The sequence below is a fragment of the Catenovulum maritimum genome, assembly GCF_001050375.1.
Taxonomy (GTDB): Bacteria; Pseudomonadota; Gammaproteobacteria; order Enterobacterales; family Alteromonadaceae; genus Catenovulum; species Catenovulum maritimum.
This window is the reverse complement of sequence record NZ_KQ130483.1, coordinates 96,827-114,441: the sequence shown is the minus strand read 5'-3', so window position 1 is coordinate 114,441 and position 17,615 is coordinate 96,827. Positions and strand designations below refer to the sequence as shown.

At 37.3% G+C, this 17,615-nt stretch carries 14 protein-coding genes; 8 read left to right on the top strand and 6 right to left on the bottom strand.

The features are described 5' to 3' along the window. Positions 1-2: 2 nt before the first annotated feature. From XM47_RS03040 to XM47_RS03015, 6 genes are all read left to right on the top strand, one after another. The gene (locus XM47_RS03040) at positions 3-1,397 is read left to right on the top strand and encodes an O-antigen ligase family protein (RefSeq protein ID WP_048689485.1); all 1,395 of its coding nucleotides are present in this window, start codon (positions 3-5) and stop codon (positions 1,395-1,397) included. Beyond that, positions 1,394-2,134 (top strand): acyltransferase, encoded by a 741-nt coding sequence (locus XM47_RS03035; RefSeq protein WP_245623411.1) that lies wholly within the window; start codon positions 1,394-1,396, stop codon positions 2,132-2,134. The genes XM47_RS03040 and XM47_RS03035 overlap by 4 nt, the downstream gene beginning before the upstream one ends. After that, positions 2,127-3,305, top strand: coding sequence for a glycosyltransferase (locus XM47_RS03030; protein WP_048689482.1), 1,179 nt, complete (start codon positions 2,127-2,129; stop codon positions 3,303-3,305). Before XM47_RS03035 ends, XM47_RS03030 begins: the two co-directional genes overlap by 8 nt. Positions 3,306-3,629: 324 nt before the next feature. Continuing rightward, a complete protein-coding gene (locus tag XM47_RS03025) occupies positions 3,630-5,696 on the top strand; it encodes an LruC domain-containing protein (protein WP_048689480.1) in 2,067 nt (688 codons plus the stop codon). Between the two features lie 10 nt (positions 5,697-5,706). Then, positions 5,707-6,240, top strand: coding sequence for a hypothetical protein (locus tag XM47_RS03020; protein ID WP_048689476.1), 534 nt, complete (start codon positions 5,707-5,709; stop codon positions 6,238-6,240). A gap of 297 nt (positions 6,241-6,537) precedes the next feature. Further along, entirely contained in the window at positions 6,538-7,038 is a 501-nt protein-coding gene (locus XM47_RS03015; protein ID WP_048689473.1) for a hypothetical protein, read from the top strand. Positions 7,039-7,228: 190 nt separating this feature from the next. Here XM47_RS03015 and rdgC read toward each other — a convergent pair whose 3' ends face one another. From rdgC to ubiG, 6 genes are all read right to left on the bottom strand, one after another. After that, positions 7,229-8,149 carry a recombination-associated protein RdgC gene (gene rdgC, locus XM47_RS03010; protein ID WP_048689471.1) on the bottom strand — a complete coding sequence of 307 codons (921 nt, stop codon included), beginning with the start codon at positions 8,147-8,149 and terminating at the stop codon, positions 7,229-7,231. A 48-nt stretch (positions 8,150-8,197) separates the two neighbouring features. Further along, complete coding sequence (gene yfaE / locus XM47_RS03005) at positions 8,198-8,464, bottom strand: class I ribonucleotide reductase maintenance protein YfaE (protein ID WP_048689468.1); 267 nt, start codon at positions 8,462-8,464, stop codon at positions 8,198-8,200. 11 nt (positions 8,465-8,475) lie between these two features. Next, on the bottom strand, positions 8,476-9,606 hold the full coding sequence (gene nrdB, locus XM47_RS03000) for a class Ia ribonucleoside-diphosphate reductase subunit beta (RefSeq protein ID WP_048689465.1): 1,131 nt from the start codon (positions 9,604-9,606) through the stop codon (positions 8,476-8,478). A gap of 69 nt (positions 9,607-9,675) precedes the next feature. Next, positions 9,676-11,952: a class 1a ribonucleoside-diphosphate reductase subunit alpha gene (gene nrdA, locus XM47_RS02995; protein WP_048689461.1), complete on the bottom strand. Its 2,277-nt coding sequence runs from the start codon at positions 11,950-11,952 to the stop codon at positions 9,676-9,678. A gap of 409 nt (positions 11,953-12,361) precedes the next feature. Beyond that, positions 12,362-13,048: an HAD family hydrolase gene (locus XM47_RS02990; RefSeq protein WP_048689455.1), complete on the bottom strand. Its 687-nt coding sequence runs from the start codon at positions 13,046-13,048 to the stop codon at positions 12,362-12,364. After that, the gene (gene ubiG, locus XM47_RS02985) at positions 13,030-13,728 is read right to left on the bottom strand and encodes a bifunctional 2-polyprenyl-6-hydroxyphenol methylase/3-demethylubiquinol 3-O-methyltransferase UbiG (RefSeq protein ID WP_048689452.1); all 699 of its coding nucleotides are present in this window, start codon (positions 13,726-13,728) and stop codon (positions 13,030-13,032) included. The genes XM47_RS02990 and ubiG overlap by 19 nt, the downstream gene beginning before the upstream one ends. Before the next feature lie 183 nt (positions 13,729-13,911). On the opposite strand from ubiG, the gene gyrA reads away from it, so the two are divergent. Together gyrA and serC are read left to right on the top strand one after the other, a co-directional pair. After that, complete coding sequence (gyrA, locus tag XM47_RS02980; protein ID WP_048689449.1) at positions 13,912-16,524, top strand: DNA topoisomerase (ATP-hydrolyzing) subunit A; 2,613 nt, start codon at positions 13,912-13,914, stop codon at positions 16,522-16,524. Next, positions 16,517-17,602 (top strand): 3-phosphoserine/phosphohydroxythreonine transaminase, encoded by a 1,086-nt coding sequence (gene serC, locus XM47_RS02975; protein ID WP_048689447.1) that lies wholly within the window; start codon positions 16,517-16,519, stop codon positions 17,600-17,602. The genes gyrA and serC overlap by 8 nt, the downstream gene beginning before the upstream one ends. The last annotated feature ends 13 nt before the right edge of the window (positions 17,603-17,615 follow it).

Sequence of the window (17,615 nt, the reverse complement as noted above, 5' to 3'; positions counted from 1 at the left end):
AAATGCTGAATGTACTTTTAAGCTTTGATAAGCCAAATCAAAACAAAATACATACCTTGGTTGCGAGTTTAGTGGTTGTCATTTTAGTCGCGGTATATTGGAAATTAGGCATGATTGCGGCTATTGCATTAACTTTTGTTCCTTTTGCGCTTGTGTTCGCGCTAAGAGCAGCTTGCGGCTTGATGATTCTTTTTATTTTATTTACCTATTTTCGTTTGCATGAAGCTTTTCCGTTTTTAATGCCGTTTAAAATTCCAAAGTTACTCGCTTTATCGGCTTTAATGGGGATAGGCTGGCACTTATTTATTACCCGAAAACTACAACCTAGTTGGCATACAGGACATGCTATTTTATGTCTGGTATTTGTTTGGATGACATTGTCTATGATATTTGCCAGTAACCGTGGTTTAGCTATGGCTTATTGGAGCGGTAACTTAACTAAGATGTTTATTATGGTATTTGCCATAAGTTGGTGGTTAAGAAAGATAAACGAATTTAATTGGGTACGATTAGGGATTATGTTATCTGGCGTCTCGATTGCTTTAGTCGCGCTACATAATAAAGCTAATGGCATAGGTTTAGTCGAAGGCTCAAGGGTCACTATTTCAAGGGAATTGAGATCTCAAATCGGAGACCCGAATGATTTGTCTTTAGTCTTATTATTCCCTGTTTCATTTTTGGCGGCTGAAGTTTTTTGTGAGTCTAGTTCTAAATTTAGACGCTGTTTAGCGCTTGTTGGACTGATTACAGTTATCTCAGGTGTTATTGCAACCCAGAGTCGAGGTGGCTTATTAGGAATTTGCGCTGTGTTAGGTTTGTTCATACACCAAAAGCTTAAAAATCCAATTTTAACTGCTGCTGTAGGAGGCGCTGCCCTTATGGTGCTGGCTGTTTTTGCAGGTATCAGTGATAGACAAAGTGGTGGTGCTGCGGAAGATGGTGTAGATGAATCTGCAATGGGGCGGATCTACGCTTGGCAAGCAGCATTTAATATGGCTTTAGCTAATCCTTTAACTGGAGTTGGAATAGATAACTTCTTTTCTAACTATTTTTTCTTTAGCCCACATTGGGATGGCAAGAATCATGCAGTGCATAGTACATGGTTTCAGGTGCTTGCTGAAATGGGCTTTGTGGGGCTGGTTATATTTATCATTATGTTAGTGATTATTTTTAGAACCCTACGAAGAGTTAAAACGATTAGCAACAGAATCAAGGATCCAGGCATTGAAATTAATGTTAAGTCATTAATTGCAGGTCTGACCGCATTTTGTGTATCCGGAACCTTTTTAACCCAGGCTTTTAACTGGCCTATTTACATTATTCTGGCGATGACAATAGCGCTAGATAACTTAGCAACTCAGTTAGAGCAAGCTAAAACAGATAAGGTGGCAAGATGAGTAAATTTACATCGAGTATGAGTATTAAAAATAGCATTCACTGGCTTAAAACAGATGATTCGCAATTTGCGAAAAAAGCGAGATCATACATTAAGTCTGTGTTCAATTTGCAAATACCTGTCATTCCTATTTTGCATATCAGTTTATATCGAATCCACTTGCTGGTGCTTAATTTTTGGCAAAGCTTGATTCGCATTTTTTATTTTACGCCCTTATTCAAAGCTAAGGTTAACCAAGCTGCCCCAAATTTATATTTATATTCTGGCATGCCGCAGATCTTAGGCAACCTAGATATTAAAATTGGCAGTCATGTGCGTATGTCTGGCATTAGCACTTTTTGTGGTCGAAGTGCTGCACAAACACAACCTAAACTCATCATAGGCAATAATGTTGATATTGGCTGGCAAAATGCCATCTCGGTAGGGACTAAGGTAGAAATTAAAGACAATGTAAGGTTAGCTGGTCGGGTTTTTCTGGCCGGTTTCCCTGGCCATCCTCTTAATGCTAAAGCAAGAGCTTCAGGTTTGCCTGAATTAGATTTTCAAGCCAAAGATATTGTTTTAGAACAAGACGTTTGGGTTGGCACTGGAGCCACAATTCTAGCTGGCGTCACAGTCGGAAAAGGCGCAATTGTTGCTGCAGCTAGTGTGGTTACTAAAAATGTTGAGGCTGGCACAATAGTAGCAGGTAACCCAGCAAAACCAGTAAAAAAATTAGACGAGGTGGATTATGTTTGAATTTATTGTTTTTGCTGAAGATTGGGGGCGACACCCAAGCAGCACACAACATTTATTTAGCCAATTATCTGAATTTTATCCTGTGACTTGGGTTAATTCTGTTGGCATGCGTAAACCAAGTATTTGCTACTCAGATACTAAACGGGTATGGGAAAAAGCTCAGCAATTGCTAACTCAAGCTAAACCTGATACTAGTCAAAAATACGCCACAGAATTTCCAGTTATCGCGCCAAAAGTTTTACCTTGGCACGACTTGAGTTTGGTTAATAAACTCAATAAAAGACAAGTTCACCAGCAGTTAGCTGACTTGTTACCCGAGCGAAAAACTTCGACTAAAGTACAGCGTGTTTATTGGCTATCTGTCCCTACTGCGATAAGTATGATAGAGCCGCAACCGGATGATTTAATTGTTTATTATTGTGGTGATGATTTTTCCGGTTTAGCTGGAGTTGATTACAAGCTAGTCAAGCCTTGGGAAGAGCAACTAATTAGACAGGCTGACTTAATTGTCATCGTTAATGAGTTATTACAGAATAAAATGCCCAAATACAAAACTTTGTTGTGTCGCCATGGTGTTGATTACGAATTATTTTCGCAACCTAAAGCTAAGCATTCTTATTTTACCCAGCTCGATCCTAACAAGCCCGTGATAGGCTTTTATGGTTCATTGTCTAATTGGTTAGATCAAGACATGCTAGTTTATGCTGCTAATCAAAGACCTAACTATAACTTTGTTTTTGTCGGAAATACTCACACTAATGTCGATAAATTGCTCGAACAAGATAATTGTTTTTTATTTGATGCGGTTGAGCATGAAGCTTTACCTCAACTGGCACAACATTGGGATGTTTCTGTTTTACCATTTAAACTCAATAAGCAAATAATGGCTTGTGACCCTTTAAAATTAAGAGAGTATTTGGCTGTTGGAACTGAAGTTGTGTCTACTGATTTTCCTGCTGCTGCTCGTTACTCTACTGTTAATATCATCCAAAACAAGCAAGACTTTGTCTTGGAATTAGATAGAATTATAAATGGGACACTAAAGCAAAAACAAGCCGCTAGCTTAACTAATCAGGCGAGTGTTGAACAGGAAAGCTGGATTAACAAAGCCGGCATTATAGTGGACCACCTAGACATGCTCTGTAAATTAAATCAGCTAAAACAAGCTTAACTCTAAGTCTATTTAAAAAATAGAATCTCAAAAACCTTTCTGATACGAGAAGGGTTTTTATTTTTTACACCTCTTGTAGCTAAATTATCACTGATTTGTTTCTTCTAGGCTGAACCGCTTAATTTATTCATTAATCAGCCATATATTCATAATTATAGGCCATTCTATTTAATCAGTTTGCATTTTACAAAACGCCATTTTGCAAAATACAAATAAATGAAATAAACATTTGTTAACCATATGATATTTAAGATAATTGTTTCGTTATTTAGTTGGCTTAATACCTGCAATATTAGATGTATCATTTAATATTGGAGTTACCCTATGTGTTACAGGTATCACAAAATTTTCAGTCTTGCATTAGTGCTATTGACGAGTCAGTCCAGCTTAGCCAACTCTTTTGAATCTTGTCCAACCGAAGCATTCTTGATTCAAGACAAAATCGCTAAGTTGTATAGCGTCAATCTGGCGACTGGCTTCTATCAAGAATTATCCTCTGATATGGGAACCAGCAATAAACTCAACGCTATGAGTTTTAATTTTCACGATAATTATCTATATGCCTATTCAAGCGAGTTTAGTACGCTCGTTAAAATAGGCGAAGATTATCAAGTTCAGCCGCTAGATGTTTCTGGACTGCCTTTAACTAGTTTTTACGTTGGTGATACTTCACTAACAGAAAATGCTTATTATGCTTATCGTCCAGGGGCTAACTATGGCTTGTATAAAGTTTCACTAGCTGAAAACACGCCTGATTATTTAGTCGCTAAGCGTGTTATAGATGGTGGCCAGTTAAATATCGCAATCTATGATTTTGCTTTTCATCCTGAAAATAATAATTTATATGCAGTCGATAAAATAGGTGATTTGTATCAAATTAACCTAGATAGTTTAATCGTTTCACGACTGGGCAACACAGGCCAAACAGGCGTTTTTGGCGCGGGTTACTTTGATGCAAGTGGTACTTTTTATATCAGCCGTAATTCAGATGGTTTTGTGTTTCGTATTGATCCCACAGCCGATGAGCCGACAGCTGAATTTTTTGCTTATGGGCCAGCTTCTTCCAATAATGATGGTGCAAGGTGTGCGATTGCTGAAATCGTGGATGAAACTCAAATGACAGTTGATTTTGGCGATGCCCCTGACAGTTATGGCATTTCGATTCAAGATAATGGCCCGAGGCATGAAATTTCTGAAAATCTTTATTTAGGTAAGCAAGCCGGCGGAGAAGATGATGGGATTAATATTGCAACCGGTGTTCAGCAAGGACTAGATGCAATCACAATTATTGAAGCCAATGGAGAAGGGTATTTAAATGCTTGGGTTGATTGGGATGCCAATGGAAAGTTCGATGATACAGATCAGGTATTAACCAATCATGAACTCAAGTCAGGTGACAATATTGTAGCGATCGATGTACCTGAAGATGCTATTGAAGGTCAAACCTGGGCGAGGTTTAGGTACTCTAGCACTCAAGATATTGGACCAAATGGTGGTGTTGCAGATGGAGAAGTTGAAGACATCGAATTAACCATTACTAAAGCTGGCGTTAGTGTAATTAGCTATCCATCGGCTAATAGTTTTACCAGTATAGCTTTTGAAGACAAATGGCCTGTGTTAGGCGATTACGATATGAATGACGTTGTTGTGTCATATCGAACCAGAAAATATGTTGATGATGCCGGCTTAGTAATTCGATACGATATCCAAGGCCAAGTATTAGCCTTGGGCGCTGAGTATAAAAATGGATTTGCAATTCAATTAGACGATATACCAACGGCATATGTTGCTCAATCGATTATGCGTTTTGAACTAAATGGCATACAACAGTTTTATTCAGCGCTTGAAGCTAATTCAGCTAACTCGGATGCTGTCGTCATTATTTCTGAAGATTTATGGTCAGAGCTTGAATCTAGTCCTGACTGTCGTTTTTATCGCACTGAGAAAGGTTGTGATGAAGTGAATCATCTTGAATTTTTTGTCAGTATCCCGCTAAAAACGCCAATTGAAGTGGCTGATGCACCAACAGATGTTTTAAACCCATTTATTTTTGCAACGCCTAATCATTATCATGGCATAGCCTTTAATCAAGCACCTGGCAGAAGTTTAGAAATTCATCTGAAAAATAAGAAAGTATCGTCTCGTTTTAATCCTGCGTTCTTTGGCATGTATGACGATAACTCATCATTAGAGCAAGCTACCAGCTTTACGAATCAAAATGGCATGCCGTGGGCCATTGAATTCCCTATATTGTGGTCTCATCCGATAGAGAATACAGATATCTTGATAGCTTACCCTGAGTTTAAAGGTTTTGTGGAAAGCAAAGGGCAAGTCAATCTTGATTGGTATCGTCAAAATAAAGCCATTACACATAAAATCATTCTGAATTAAGGGGCCTAATATGTATCAAGTTAAACAGTTAAATTCGACGATTATAATCCTAAGTCTAGCTTTATTTGGTTGTGGCAGTGGCGGTGACAGTAATGACTCAAACCAAGTTGGAAATACCGAGATTAGCGCCAATACAGCAACCACTAGCCAAACTCAATTAAATGAAACTAAGCAAGTTGAAAGCAGCAATTCAACTCAAAATATCATCAACGAAACTGAGCAAACTGTTAAAACACAAGATTTGATTGTGGAACAAAGTTTTGGCTTTAAATCGACGAGTTCACTACGAGTTAATATCGAATTGATTGACTTAGAAGGGATTCCAAGCTTTGCCAGCATTTGTCAGCAAGATGACACGGGTGAAATAGATAGGCGTAATTGCTTATATCAGGGTAATTTGAACCAAGGTAAATTAGCAATTGAAGTTAAATTAGCCAATCATGTTCAAGGCTTAAATGCTGAGATCTGGTTATTAGATGGGAGCGCTAAGCATTTAAAGTTTACTTGGAATAAAAACTTAGGGCAGGTGTGGTCGATTAATTAAATACCCAGTTAGGACAAGCTTTATCGGATTATTCTTAAGTGAGCCTTGATGTATCAATGTCGGATTAAGGCTCAGATTTCATACTCTCAAGTTGATAGAATTACTATTGCTATTACGTGAATTTAGAATCCAGGCAGGTATATAGTAGGTCAAACAAGTCGCTAAGAATATTTTTTAGTTTCTATTGTCATCATCTGAATTAGTAAATTAGCAAAATACGTGATAATAATTTGCCAAATTTGTGTTTCCTTAGTTATATTTTAGACTGTATCAAAAAGTGAAATGGAAAGGATGCAAATGAAAAATATTGTATTATTACCGGCCGTGTTATTAATGTCAGCATGTCAAATATCGATTGAAGAGGGTGAGGAATCTAGTCCGCTTGATTGGGAAAGTCTGGTTGCAGGCACATGGCAAAATTGCAGCGAATTAAGCTCAGGGTCTGAGTTGTACACGACAGTTCAAGATGGAGGGTATTGGCAAGATACCACGGAATATTTTACTGACAAAGACTGTAAAACTCCCGATGCTTCTAAAGCTAAGGATATTTATAGTGGCACTTATACATTAAAAAATACTCTGGTATTAGCTGATGGAATTAAAGCCGTAGAAGTGGATTGGACTTACGATCAAACTGATGTTTTTAATAATGGCGTGTGTTATTCCTTATATTCGGTTGTTGGAAATTTTTTGTATTTTGGTGACATCTATTCTGATGATATTGATTGTTCTACGCCTGAAAAACGCAGTGTTGGGCTAGACTATGATTTCCCATTAGTTAAGATCGCGAATATTTAGGCTTGTTATCGGTAATTGCTATACCTTCTATCTGTTTAATATGAAGCTACTTAAGATTTGATATGAGATATCTTTGGTCGTAACTGGATGTGGTTTTATTGGCTCATCACTTTATACTTTATATGTAAAGGATGAGCCTGTAATCTCTTATTTGCGCAAATACACAGATAGCTAAGGCTATTGAAGCTGTTTATTCAGATTCAGATGCGCCTGCAACTTCTTCTGAATATAAAACAGTTAATCTGTCTAAAAATTTAGTCAGCTCGCCTGTCATAAGTGCAAAATCAGCATCTAAACGGGCAAGTTTATCTTCGTCTGTAATATCTTCGTTTTGCTCTTTAATTACATCGCTAAATTTGATGCGTTTAACAGACAAGTCATCACTTAAAACACAGCTTAAGGTTTCAGCCCAATCAATACCAATTTTAGTGACATGCTTGCCATTTTTTAAGTGGTTTTGTAGGTCTTCTGAATCCAGTGATAGGTTTTTACACCTTACAACACCTTCATCTTCGGCAAAGTCTTTTAGTTCTACTTCAGTGCCTAATGTAATGTCTTGCGGGTGATTGCCTTTCATCCATTCATCAAAAGTGAACATAAGCTGGCCAGCTGTTTCTAATGGCACAACGGGCAAAGTACCTAAACATTTACGTAAGTACGAGAGAATTTCTTCGGCTTTTGTTGAGCTACTTGCTTCAACAACAACCCAACCAGCTTTAGGTGCTAAGTAAGCCTTAATAAAACTTGATTTTGTAAAGGCTTGAGGAAGCAGGGTATGAATGAGTTCTTCTTTCATTACTTGCTTTTCTTTGCCTTTTACTTTTCTACCTTCAGCCGCTTCTATTTCAGAAATTTTTTCATCTAAAATTTCTTTAACGACAGATGCGGGTAGTACTTTTTCTTGTTTTTTTAAGCAGACTAAAGTGTAGTCACCAGCTGTATGAGTTAGGGTGTTTGCTTTTGGCGTTAACGCAGGTGCCCAGCCTTGAGATTGTAGCTCTGTTTTACCACAAGGTTTAAAACTAAACTCTTGTAGCTTTTCTTCGATTTGTTCAGCAGTAAATTCAAAGGCTTGACTGAATTGATAAAAGAATATGTTTTTAAACCACATAAATATGTCTTCTTAAATTAGTTGGAAGTTAAAAAGGTTAAATTACCTTTAATCTATATTTTCAATTTCAATTATTAAATCAGATTTTGGAATGCTACAGCAGGGTAAAAATTCACCTCGTCTGATAAATGCGAGTGGTTCTTTTGGGTATTCTATTTCACCTTGTTTTAAGACGGTTCTACAAGCGCCACAATAGCCATCTCTGCAATGGTAGTGTAGATGAAACTCTTGTTGTTCAAGGTAATCAAGTACGCAGGTTTTATTTGATGTTACATAGTCTTCCTTGACTAAATTATAAACTTTGGTGCAAGACATTCTAAGCTAGCTTATAGCTCAAAATCGTCAAAGTCATCTGTATTTAATTCGCTATCAATTTGGCCAACTAAATATGAGCTAATTTCAGCTTCTTGTGGTGCAACTTGAACATTATCACTGACTAGCCATGCATTAATCCATGGAATTGGATTTTGGGTTGTTGGGAATTGAGTCGGTAAACCAATAGATGCCATACGGGTATTGGTAATATATTCTACATATTGACACAGTATATCTTCGTTTAAGCCTATCATAGAGCCATCTTTGAATAAGTATTTAGCCCATTCTTTTTCTTGCTCTGCAGCTTTAACAAATATATCGATTACTTGTTGTCTGCACTCTATTGCAATTTCAGCCATGTCGTTGTCATCTTGTCCATCGGCCATGATGTTTAGCATGTGCTGTGTACCAGTTAGGTGTAATGCTTCATCACGAGCGATTAACTTGATGATTTTGGCATTACCTTCCATTAGCTCGCGTTCAGCAAATGCAAAGCTACATGCAAAACTAACGTAAAAACGGATCGCTTCTAATACGTTAACTGCTGCGACACAAAGGTATGTTAGTTTTTTTAGCTCACGAATTGTGACTTTAACTTCTTTGCCGTCGACTTCGTGAATACCTTCTCCACGAGTGTAGTAAAGTTGGCAAGCTTGGATTAAATCATCATAGTAACGTGAGATATCATCCGCACGTTTAATGATTTGTTCGTTAACCACGATATCGTCAAACACGACACTTGGATCGTTTACTATGTTACGAATAATATGTGTGTAAGAGCGGCTATGAATGGTCTCACTAAAAGCCCATGTTTCTATCCAAGTTTCTAACTCAGGTAATGAAACTACAGGTAATAAGGCAACATTAGGCGAGCGACCTTGAATACTATCCAATAAAGTTTGGTATTTTAGGTTACTGATAAATATGTGTCTTTCGTGCTCAGATAATTTTTGATAATCACTACGATCACGGCTGACATCGACTTCTTCTGGGCGCCAGAAAAAACTTAATTGTTTTTCAATTAAACGCTCAAAAATAGGATGCTTTTGCTTGTCGTAGCGCGCTACGTTTACCAAGTTACCAAAAAACATAGGTTCATTTAAATAATCGGTATTATTTTTATTAAATGTTGTGTAGCTCATATAGGTCTATTTCACTTGCAGAGAAAGAAAAGGCCGCAAAGCTGCGGCCTTGTTTAAATTTATCTTAGGTTAAATCTTACATGCACCGCCGGCACAATCGTCTTCTTTAGCAATGTCTTGTTGCGCATCTTCAGCACCGTCACGTGTGTTGTGATAATACAGAGTTTTTACACCTAATTTGTATGCATATAACAAATCTTTAAGTAATTGCTGCATTGGTACTTTATTACCTGGGAATTTGCTTGGATCATAATTAGTATTCGCTGATATAGTTTGGTCAATAAACTTTTGCATAATAGCGACTAATTGAGTGTAACCTTGGTTATTCGGTATTTGCCAAAGTAACTCATATTGATCTTTTAATCTTTCAAATTCAGGTACAACTTGACGCAATATACCATCTTTACTTGCTTTTATACTGACATAACCACGTGGTGGTTCAATACCATTGGTCGCATTTGAAATTTGCGATGAGGTTTCTGATGGCATTAGAGCAGATAGCGTCGAGTTTCTTAAACCATGCTCAACAATATCTTTTCTTAATGTTTCCCAATCTAGTAATAGTGGTTGGTCACATATCGCATCTAAATCTTTCTTATAAGTATCTATTGGTAAGATACCTTCAGAGTATGTCGTTTCATTAAATTTAGGACAAGGACCTTGTTCTTTAGCTAACTCATTTGAAGCTTTCAATAAGTAATATTGGATTGCTTCGAATGTTTTATGGGTTAGAGCATTACCGCTACCATCAGAATATTTAACTCCATTTTTAGCTAAGTAATATGCAAAGTTGATAACCCCTATACCTAAAGTACGGCGATTTAAACTTGAGTTTCTTGCCGCAGCAACTGGGTAGTCTTGGTAGCTAAGTAAGCAATCTAATGCTCTAACTGCAAGCTGTGCTAGATTGTCTAGCTCAGATAAATCTTCAATCGCACCTAAGTTAAATGCTGATAAGGTACAAAGTGCAATTTCAGCATCTTCGTCGTTAATGTTATTTAATGGCTTAGTCGGCAAAGCAATCTCTAAACATAAGTTACTTTGCTTAATCGGCGCTATGTCTGCTTTAAATGGACTATGCGTATTACAGTGGTCAACATTCTGCAAATAGATACGACCTGTGCTAGCACGCTCTTGAGCAAAAATACCAAATAATTCAGTGGCTTTAATACGTTTTTTACGAATTGAATCGTCATTTTCGTATTTAACGTATAACTCTTCAAACACTTCTTGATTGGCAAAGAAAGCATCATAAAGACCCGGTACATCACTTGGGCTAAATAAGGTAATGAAATCATTTTTGATTAAGCGTTGATACATTAAGCGATTAAATTGAACGCCATAATCAAGGTGTCTAACACGATTGTCATCAACGCCTCGGTTGTTTTTAAGCACCATTAAAGATTCAACTTCTAGATGCCAAAGCGGGTAGAATAAAGTTGCCGCACCACCACGCACACCACCTTGTGAACAGCTTTTTACAGCTGTTTGGAAATGCTTATAAAATGGAATACAACCTGTATGGAATGCTTCACCGCCTCTAATTGGGCTGCCTAAAGCTCGGATATTACCTGCGTTCACGCCAATACCAGCTCTTTGGCTAACATATTTTACGATTGCGCTTGAAGTTGCATTGATTGAATCTAAGCTATCACCGCATTCAATTAGGACACAAGAGCTGAATTGTCTGGTTGGGGTTCTAACACCAGACATAATCGGTGTTGGTAATGAAATTTTAAATAATGAGATAGCATCGTAGAAACGTTTAACATAGTCCATACGAATTGCGGTGTCATATTTAGCAAATAAACAGGCTGACACTAAAACATATAGAAACTGCGGGCTCTCGTATATATCACCTGTCACTCTATTTTGAACTAGGTATTTGCCTTCTAACTGCTTAACCGCACCATATGAAAAGTTTAAATCACGTTTGTGATCTATATAGTCATTTAACTCATTAAATTCAGCTTCAGTATAATCTTCTAATAAATGAGTATCATACTTACCATCTTTAACTAATTTAGTGACATGACCAAAAAGATGAGGAGGCTCAAACTGACCGAATGCTTTTTTACGTAAATGGAAAATACTTAAACGCGCAGCCATATATTGATAATCAGGCGTTTCTTCCGAAATCAAATCAGCTGCAGATTTAATAATAGTTTCGTGGATATCTTCAGTTTTGATGCCATCATAAAACTGGATATGAGATTTCATCTCAACCTGAGAAACTGAAACATTATTTAAACCAGTAGCAGCCCACGAAACGACTTTGTGAAGTTTATCTAGGTCTAATGGTTCTTTAACGCCATCTCGTTTAGTTACAAAAAGCTGATCAGTCATGCGCTCTGTCTGTCCCGTTGGTGAATTATTAGCCCTCTTAAAAATTGTAATGGTTAAATTTTAATTGAATCAGGTTCAATCTTTAACCACTATATGTTGGGGCTTATTATAGAATCAACACAAGATAATGAGGTTTACCATTTAAAGCAAGACGATCTTTGTTAGTTTTTATTAAAAAACCAAAGTCATTTTTTAGCGTTAGTGGATACTAACTTTATAAAAACTAATTAGGCTTATATTTTCTATTTTCAATAATTAGTTCTAGTTAAATCTGTTTATATCTTTTATAGAGCTGATTTATTATTAAAAAGAATATGAAAAAGCTTGCTTGTTAAAACTGGTTAAAGGTTAACCAATTGTTAACCTTTATGGTGTATTTTTAAGCGGGGTAAAAATATACAGATATTGGTCATTTTTCGTATAGAGTTTTTACCAAGCTGCTAAGGTCAGCTGGTGTTTCAATAATTAGGTCTGCTGCCCATTCATTTATAGGTAATGAATCTTGGGTATAGCCCCAGTTTGCTATTACTGTATACATTCCGGCGCGGTTGCCTGCTTCTATATCTCGTTGTGCATCCCCTATATACCAACATTCTTCAGGTGAGAGTGTCATATGCTTGCAAGCTACATATAGTGGCTCTGGGTCAGGCTTTTTAACGGCTAGGGTATCGCCCGAAATATTAATTTGAGAGCTAGACATAATGTTATAAAAAGGTAACAGTTTGTCGGTGAGGAATTGAGGTTTATTAGTAACTATACCCCATTTTATTCCCAGTTTATTCAACAGCTCTAGACACGCTTCCATACCATCGAATAAATCAGTTTTTACCGCTATATTTTGCTCGTAGTAATTTAAAAACGTTTCTCTTAATGCTGCTTTATCTAGGCGGTTTAATTCGTCACCAAAACCCAATTTTAGTAAGCCGAGTGCGCCATGAGATGCAACAGGGCGATAGTCTTGATAATCCACGGTTGGCTTGGAATGTTGCTTTAAAATGTAATTAAGTGTTTCGCCGAGATCTTTTGCCGTATCAAGTAAAGTGCCGTCTAGATCGAACAAAATAGCTTTGGGTAATACTAAATTTTTTGTGCACATAATATATAGTTTACGCTTACGTCTGAATTCATTTTAAATGATTTATTGATTGGGTTGTAATGTATGCCTTGTATCACTCTTACTTTAAATCCATTAGCTTCTATCATGCCAATCAGTTCACTTGGGCGAATGAATTTTTGATAATCATGGGTACCTTTTGGCACTATATTAAGTATATATTCTGCAGCAATAACACCTAAAGCTAACGACTTTAAGTTACGGTTTAATGTTGATGCGAATAAAAATCCATTTGGTTTTACTAACTCACAAGCTGCCCTTATGACAGAAGCAGGGTCGGGCACATGTTCTAACATTTCTAGGCAGGTGACTACATCAAACTGCTCATCTGTTTCAGCCGCGTAAGGTTCGATTGTCGAGTTAATATAATTTATATTTAGGTTTTCGGTTTTTGCATGTAATTGTGCAACCTGGATAGACTGTGGCGCAGCGTCTACACCTGTTACATTAGCGCCAGCATTGGCAAGGGCTTCACTTAATATGCCACCACCACAGCCAATATCTAATACAGATTTATTTGCAACACCATTCGTATGGTTTTGAATAAAATCGACTCGAGTCGGATTCATTAAATGTAGTGGCTCAAATTCACCGTTTAAATCCCACCAATAACCAGCACTATTATTAAATTTATCAACTTCAGATTGGTCTATATTGGTCACTATTTGAACTCTTCTATCCTATTAATTTACAAGTATTATATGGTGTTTGATTAGATCAACAAGTATTGAGTGATTTTTTCAATGGTATGCGTCGTTGTTTGTGGTAGAATCATGGGCTAAAAAATAGTTTGGTAACAAATTATTTACCTATAACAAGTATTATCAGTAGGGATTGTCCGTTTTATGAGTGATTTGGCGAAAGAAATTCTTCCGGTCAATATAGAAGATGAGTTGAAAACGTCTTACTTAGATTATGCGATGAGTGTAATTGTAGGTAGGGCTTTACCAGATGTTAGAGATGGTTTAAAACCGGTTCACAGACGTGTTTTATTTGCGATGCATGAACAGCGTAATGAATTTAATAAGCCATACAAAAAATCAGCACGTATTGTTGGTGATGTAATTGGTAAATATCACCCTCATGGTGATACAGCTGTTTATGACACTATTGTTCGTATGGCTCAGCACTTTTCTTTGCGTTACATGCTAGTCGATGGCCAAGGTAACTTTGGTTCAGTAGATGGCGATTCTCCTGCTGCTATGCGTTATACCGAAATTAGAATGGCTAAAATAGCCCAGTCTTTGCTTGCTGATCTCGAAAAAGAAACGGTTGATTTTCACGATAACTACGATGGCTCAGAACAAATGCCTATCGTATTACCAACTCGTGTACCTAACTTATTAGTGAATGGTTCGTCTGGTATCGCTGTTGGTATGGCAACTAATATACCACCACACAACTTAACCGAAGTCGTCACTGCTTGTTTAGCTATGATAGAAAACCCGGATATTACAATTGAAGAGTTGATTGAAATTATCCCAGGTCCAGATTTCCCAACTGCTGCAATCATTAGTGGTAGAGCTGGTATTCACGAAGCTTACCGAACCGGTCGAGGAAAAATTTACTTGCGTGCCCGTGCTGAGGTTCAAGTTAAAGAGAATGGCCGCGAACAAATTTTAGTACATGAAATTCCTTATCAAGTAAATAAAGCTCGCCTGATAGAAAAAATGGCAGAGCTGGTTAAAGAAAAACGTATTGAAGGTATTTCAGCACTTCGTGATGCGTCAGATAAAGACGGTATGTGTATCGTTATTGACGTAAAACGTGGTGAATCAGGCGAAGTTTTACTAAACCAACTTTATTCTTTAACTCAAATGCAGGTTGTATTTGGTATTAATATGGTTGCGTTAGATAACGGCCAACCAAAATTATGTAATTTAATGGATGTGTTAAATGCATTCTTAAATCACAGAAGAGAAGTGGTTACTCGCCGAACTATTTTCGAATTAAGAAAAGCAAGAGAAAGAGCTCACCTACTTGAAGGTCTTGCGATTGCGCTAGTTAATATTGACCCTGTTATTGCATTGATTAAGAGCTCGCCAACGCCAGCTGAAGCAAAACAAGGTTTAATGAGTACTGCATGGCAGCTTGGTGATGTCGCAGAAATGCTAGCAAGAGCCGGTACCGATGCAGCTAGACCTGAATGGTTAGAGCCTCAGTATGGTATTCATGATGGTGTGTATCACTTAACTGAGCAACAAGCTCAAGCTATCTTAGAGTTAAGACTTCATAAGTTGACGGGTCTTGAACACGAGAAAATCTTAGACGAATACAAAGCTCTATTAGATGAAATTGCTGAATTATTAAAAATTCTTTCAAGTAATGTTCGTTTAATGGAAGTAATTACAGAAGAGCTTGAAAATATAAGAGCTGAATTTGGTGACGAGCGTAAAACTGAAATAACAGCAGCAGCGCACGACATCAATATGGAAGACTTAATTGCAGAAGAAGATGTAGTTGTTACCTTGTCTCATGAAGGTTATGTTAAGTATCAACCATTAACTGAATACGAAGCTCAGCGCCGTGGTGGTAAAGGTAAAGCTGCAACCAAGATGAAAGACGAAGATTTCATCGAGAAGCTTTTAGTTGCCAATACACATGACACTATTTTATGTTTCTCTGATAGAGGCCGTTTGTATTGGCTACGTGTTTTCCAATTACCATTAGCGACTAGAACCGCTCGCGGTCGTCCAATTGTTAATTTATTACCGCTTGAAGAAAACGAACGCATTAGTGCTATCTTGCCTATTAAAGAATATGTTGATGATAAATACATCATAATGGCAACTGCAAATGGTACGGTTAAGAAAACTTCATTGATGGAATATTCTCGTCCAAGAGCAAACGGTATTATTGCTTTAAACCTAAATGATGGCGATCATGTCATCGGGGTTGATATCACTAACGGCGACAGCGAAATTATGTTGTTCTCGAATGAAGGTAAAGTTGTTCGATTCAGCGAACAGCAAGTTCGTTCAATGGGCCGTACTGCGACAGGTGTTCGTGGTATGAAGTTTGCTGAAGGCCAAAGTGTTGTATCTATGATAGTGCCACAGGGTGAAGGTCAAGTATTAACTGTGACTGAAAATGGTTTTGGTAAACGTACTCCATTATTAGAATACCCTGCGAAAAGTCGTGCAACACAAGGTGTTGTATCAATTAAAGTTAGCGAAAGAAATGGCGCAGTAGTCGGCGCGGTTCAAGTTAATGATAATGATGAAATTATGCTTATCAGTGATAAAGGTACTTTAGTGAGAACTCGAGTATCAGAAGTTTCATCTGTAGGTCGAAACACTCAAGGTGTTCGATTAATTCGCACAGGTGAAAATGAACATGTTGTTGGTTTACAACAAATTGATGAGATAGATGAAGAAGATGTGATAGATGTAGTTGATTCTGAATCACCACAAGCACCAGATAATAGCCAAGATACTGAAGAGACACCAAATGACTAAACCAATTTTTAATTTTTGTGCTGGTCCTGCTATGTTACCAAAAGCGGTAATGGCGCAAGCACAACAAGAATTTGTAAATTGGAATGATTTAGGCTGCTCTGTGATGGAAATTAGTCACAGAAGCGCCAACTACATAGATGTAGCCAAACAAGCGGAACAAGATTTAAGAGACTTAATGAATATCTCAGGTGATTATGAAGTCTTGTTTATGCATGGCGGAGGCAGAGGTCAATTTGCTTCGGTTCCATTAAATTTATTGCCTGCTGGCGGCGAAGCTGATTATATCTCTACTGGCTCATGGTCGAATGCAGCTATTGCTGAAGGTAAAAAATTTGGCAAAGTTAATATTGCAGCTGAATCTCATTCTGAAAATGGATTCGCATCAATCTTACCGAGAGATAAGTGGAATTTAAGTGATAACGCTGCTTATGTTCATTACTGCCCAAATGAGACAGTTGATGGTGTAGAATTTGATTATATACCTGATGTAGATAAGCCTTTAATTGCTGATATGTCTTCTTGTATTCTTTCAAGTGAAATTGATGTTAGTAAATTTGGTTTAATCTATGCAGGTGCGCAAAAGAATATTGGTCCTTCTGGATTAGCAATAGTGATTGTGCGTAAAGATCTAATGGGAAAATCTAGAGAAGGCACACCGTCAATCTATGATTATGCTTTACAATCTCAAAGCGATTCAATGTTTAATACACCGCCAACTTTTGCTTGGTATCTTGCCGGTTTAGTTTTTAAGTGGCTTAAAGCGCAGGGTGGTGTTAAAGCTGTTCAGGCAATTAATAAACAAAAAGCTGATTTACTTTATAACTATATTGACGAATCAGAGTTTTATTCAAATCGAGTTGTAGCAAATTATCGTTCTAAAATGAATGTACCGTTTTACCTAAAAGATGAAAACCTGAATAAAGCATTTTTAGCTGAATCTGAAGCTAATGGCTTATTAGCTTTAAAAGGTCATCGCTCTGTTGGTGGGATGCGTGCGAGTATTTATAATGCGATGCCTTTAGAAGGTGTTCAAGCATTAGTAGAATTTATGCAAGATTTTGCACAACGAAATAGCTAATTAAAATAATATA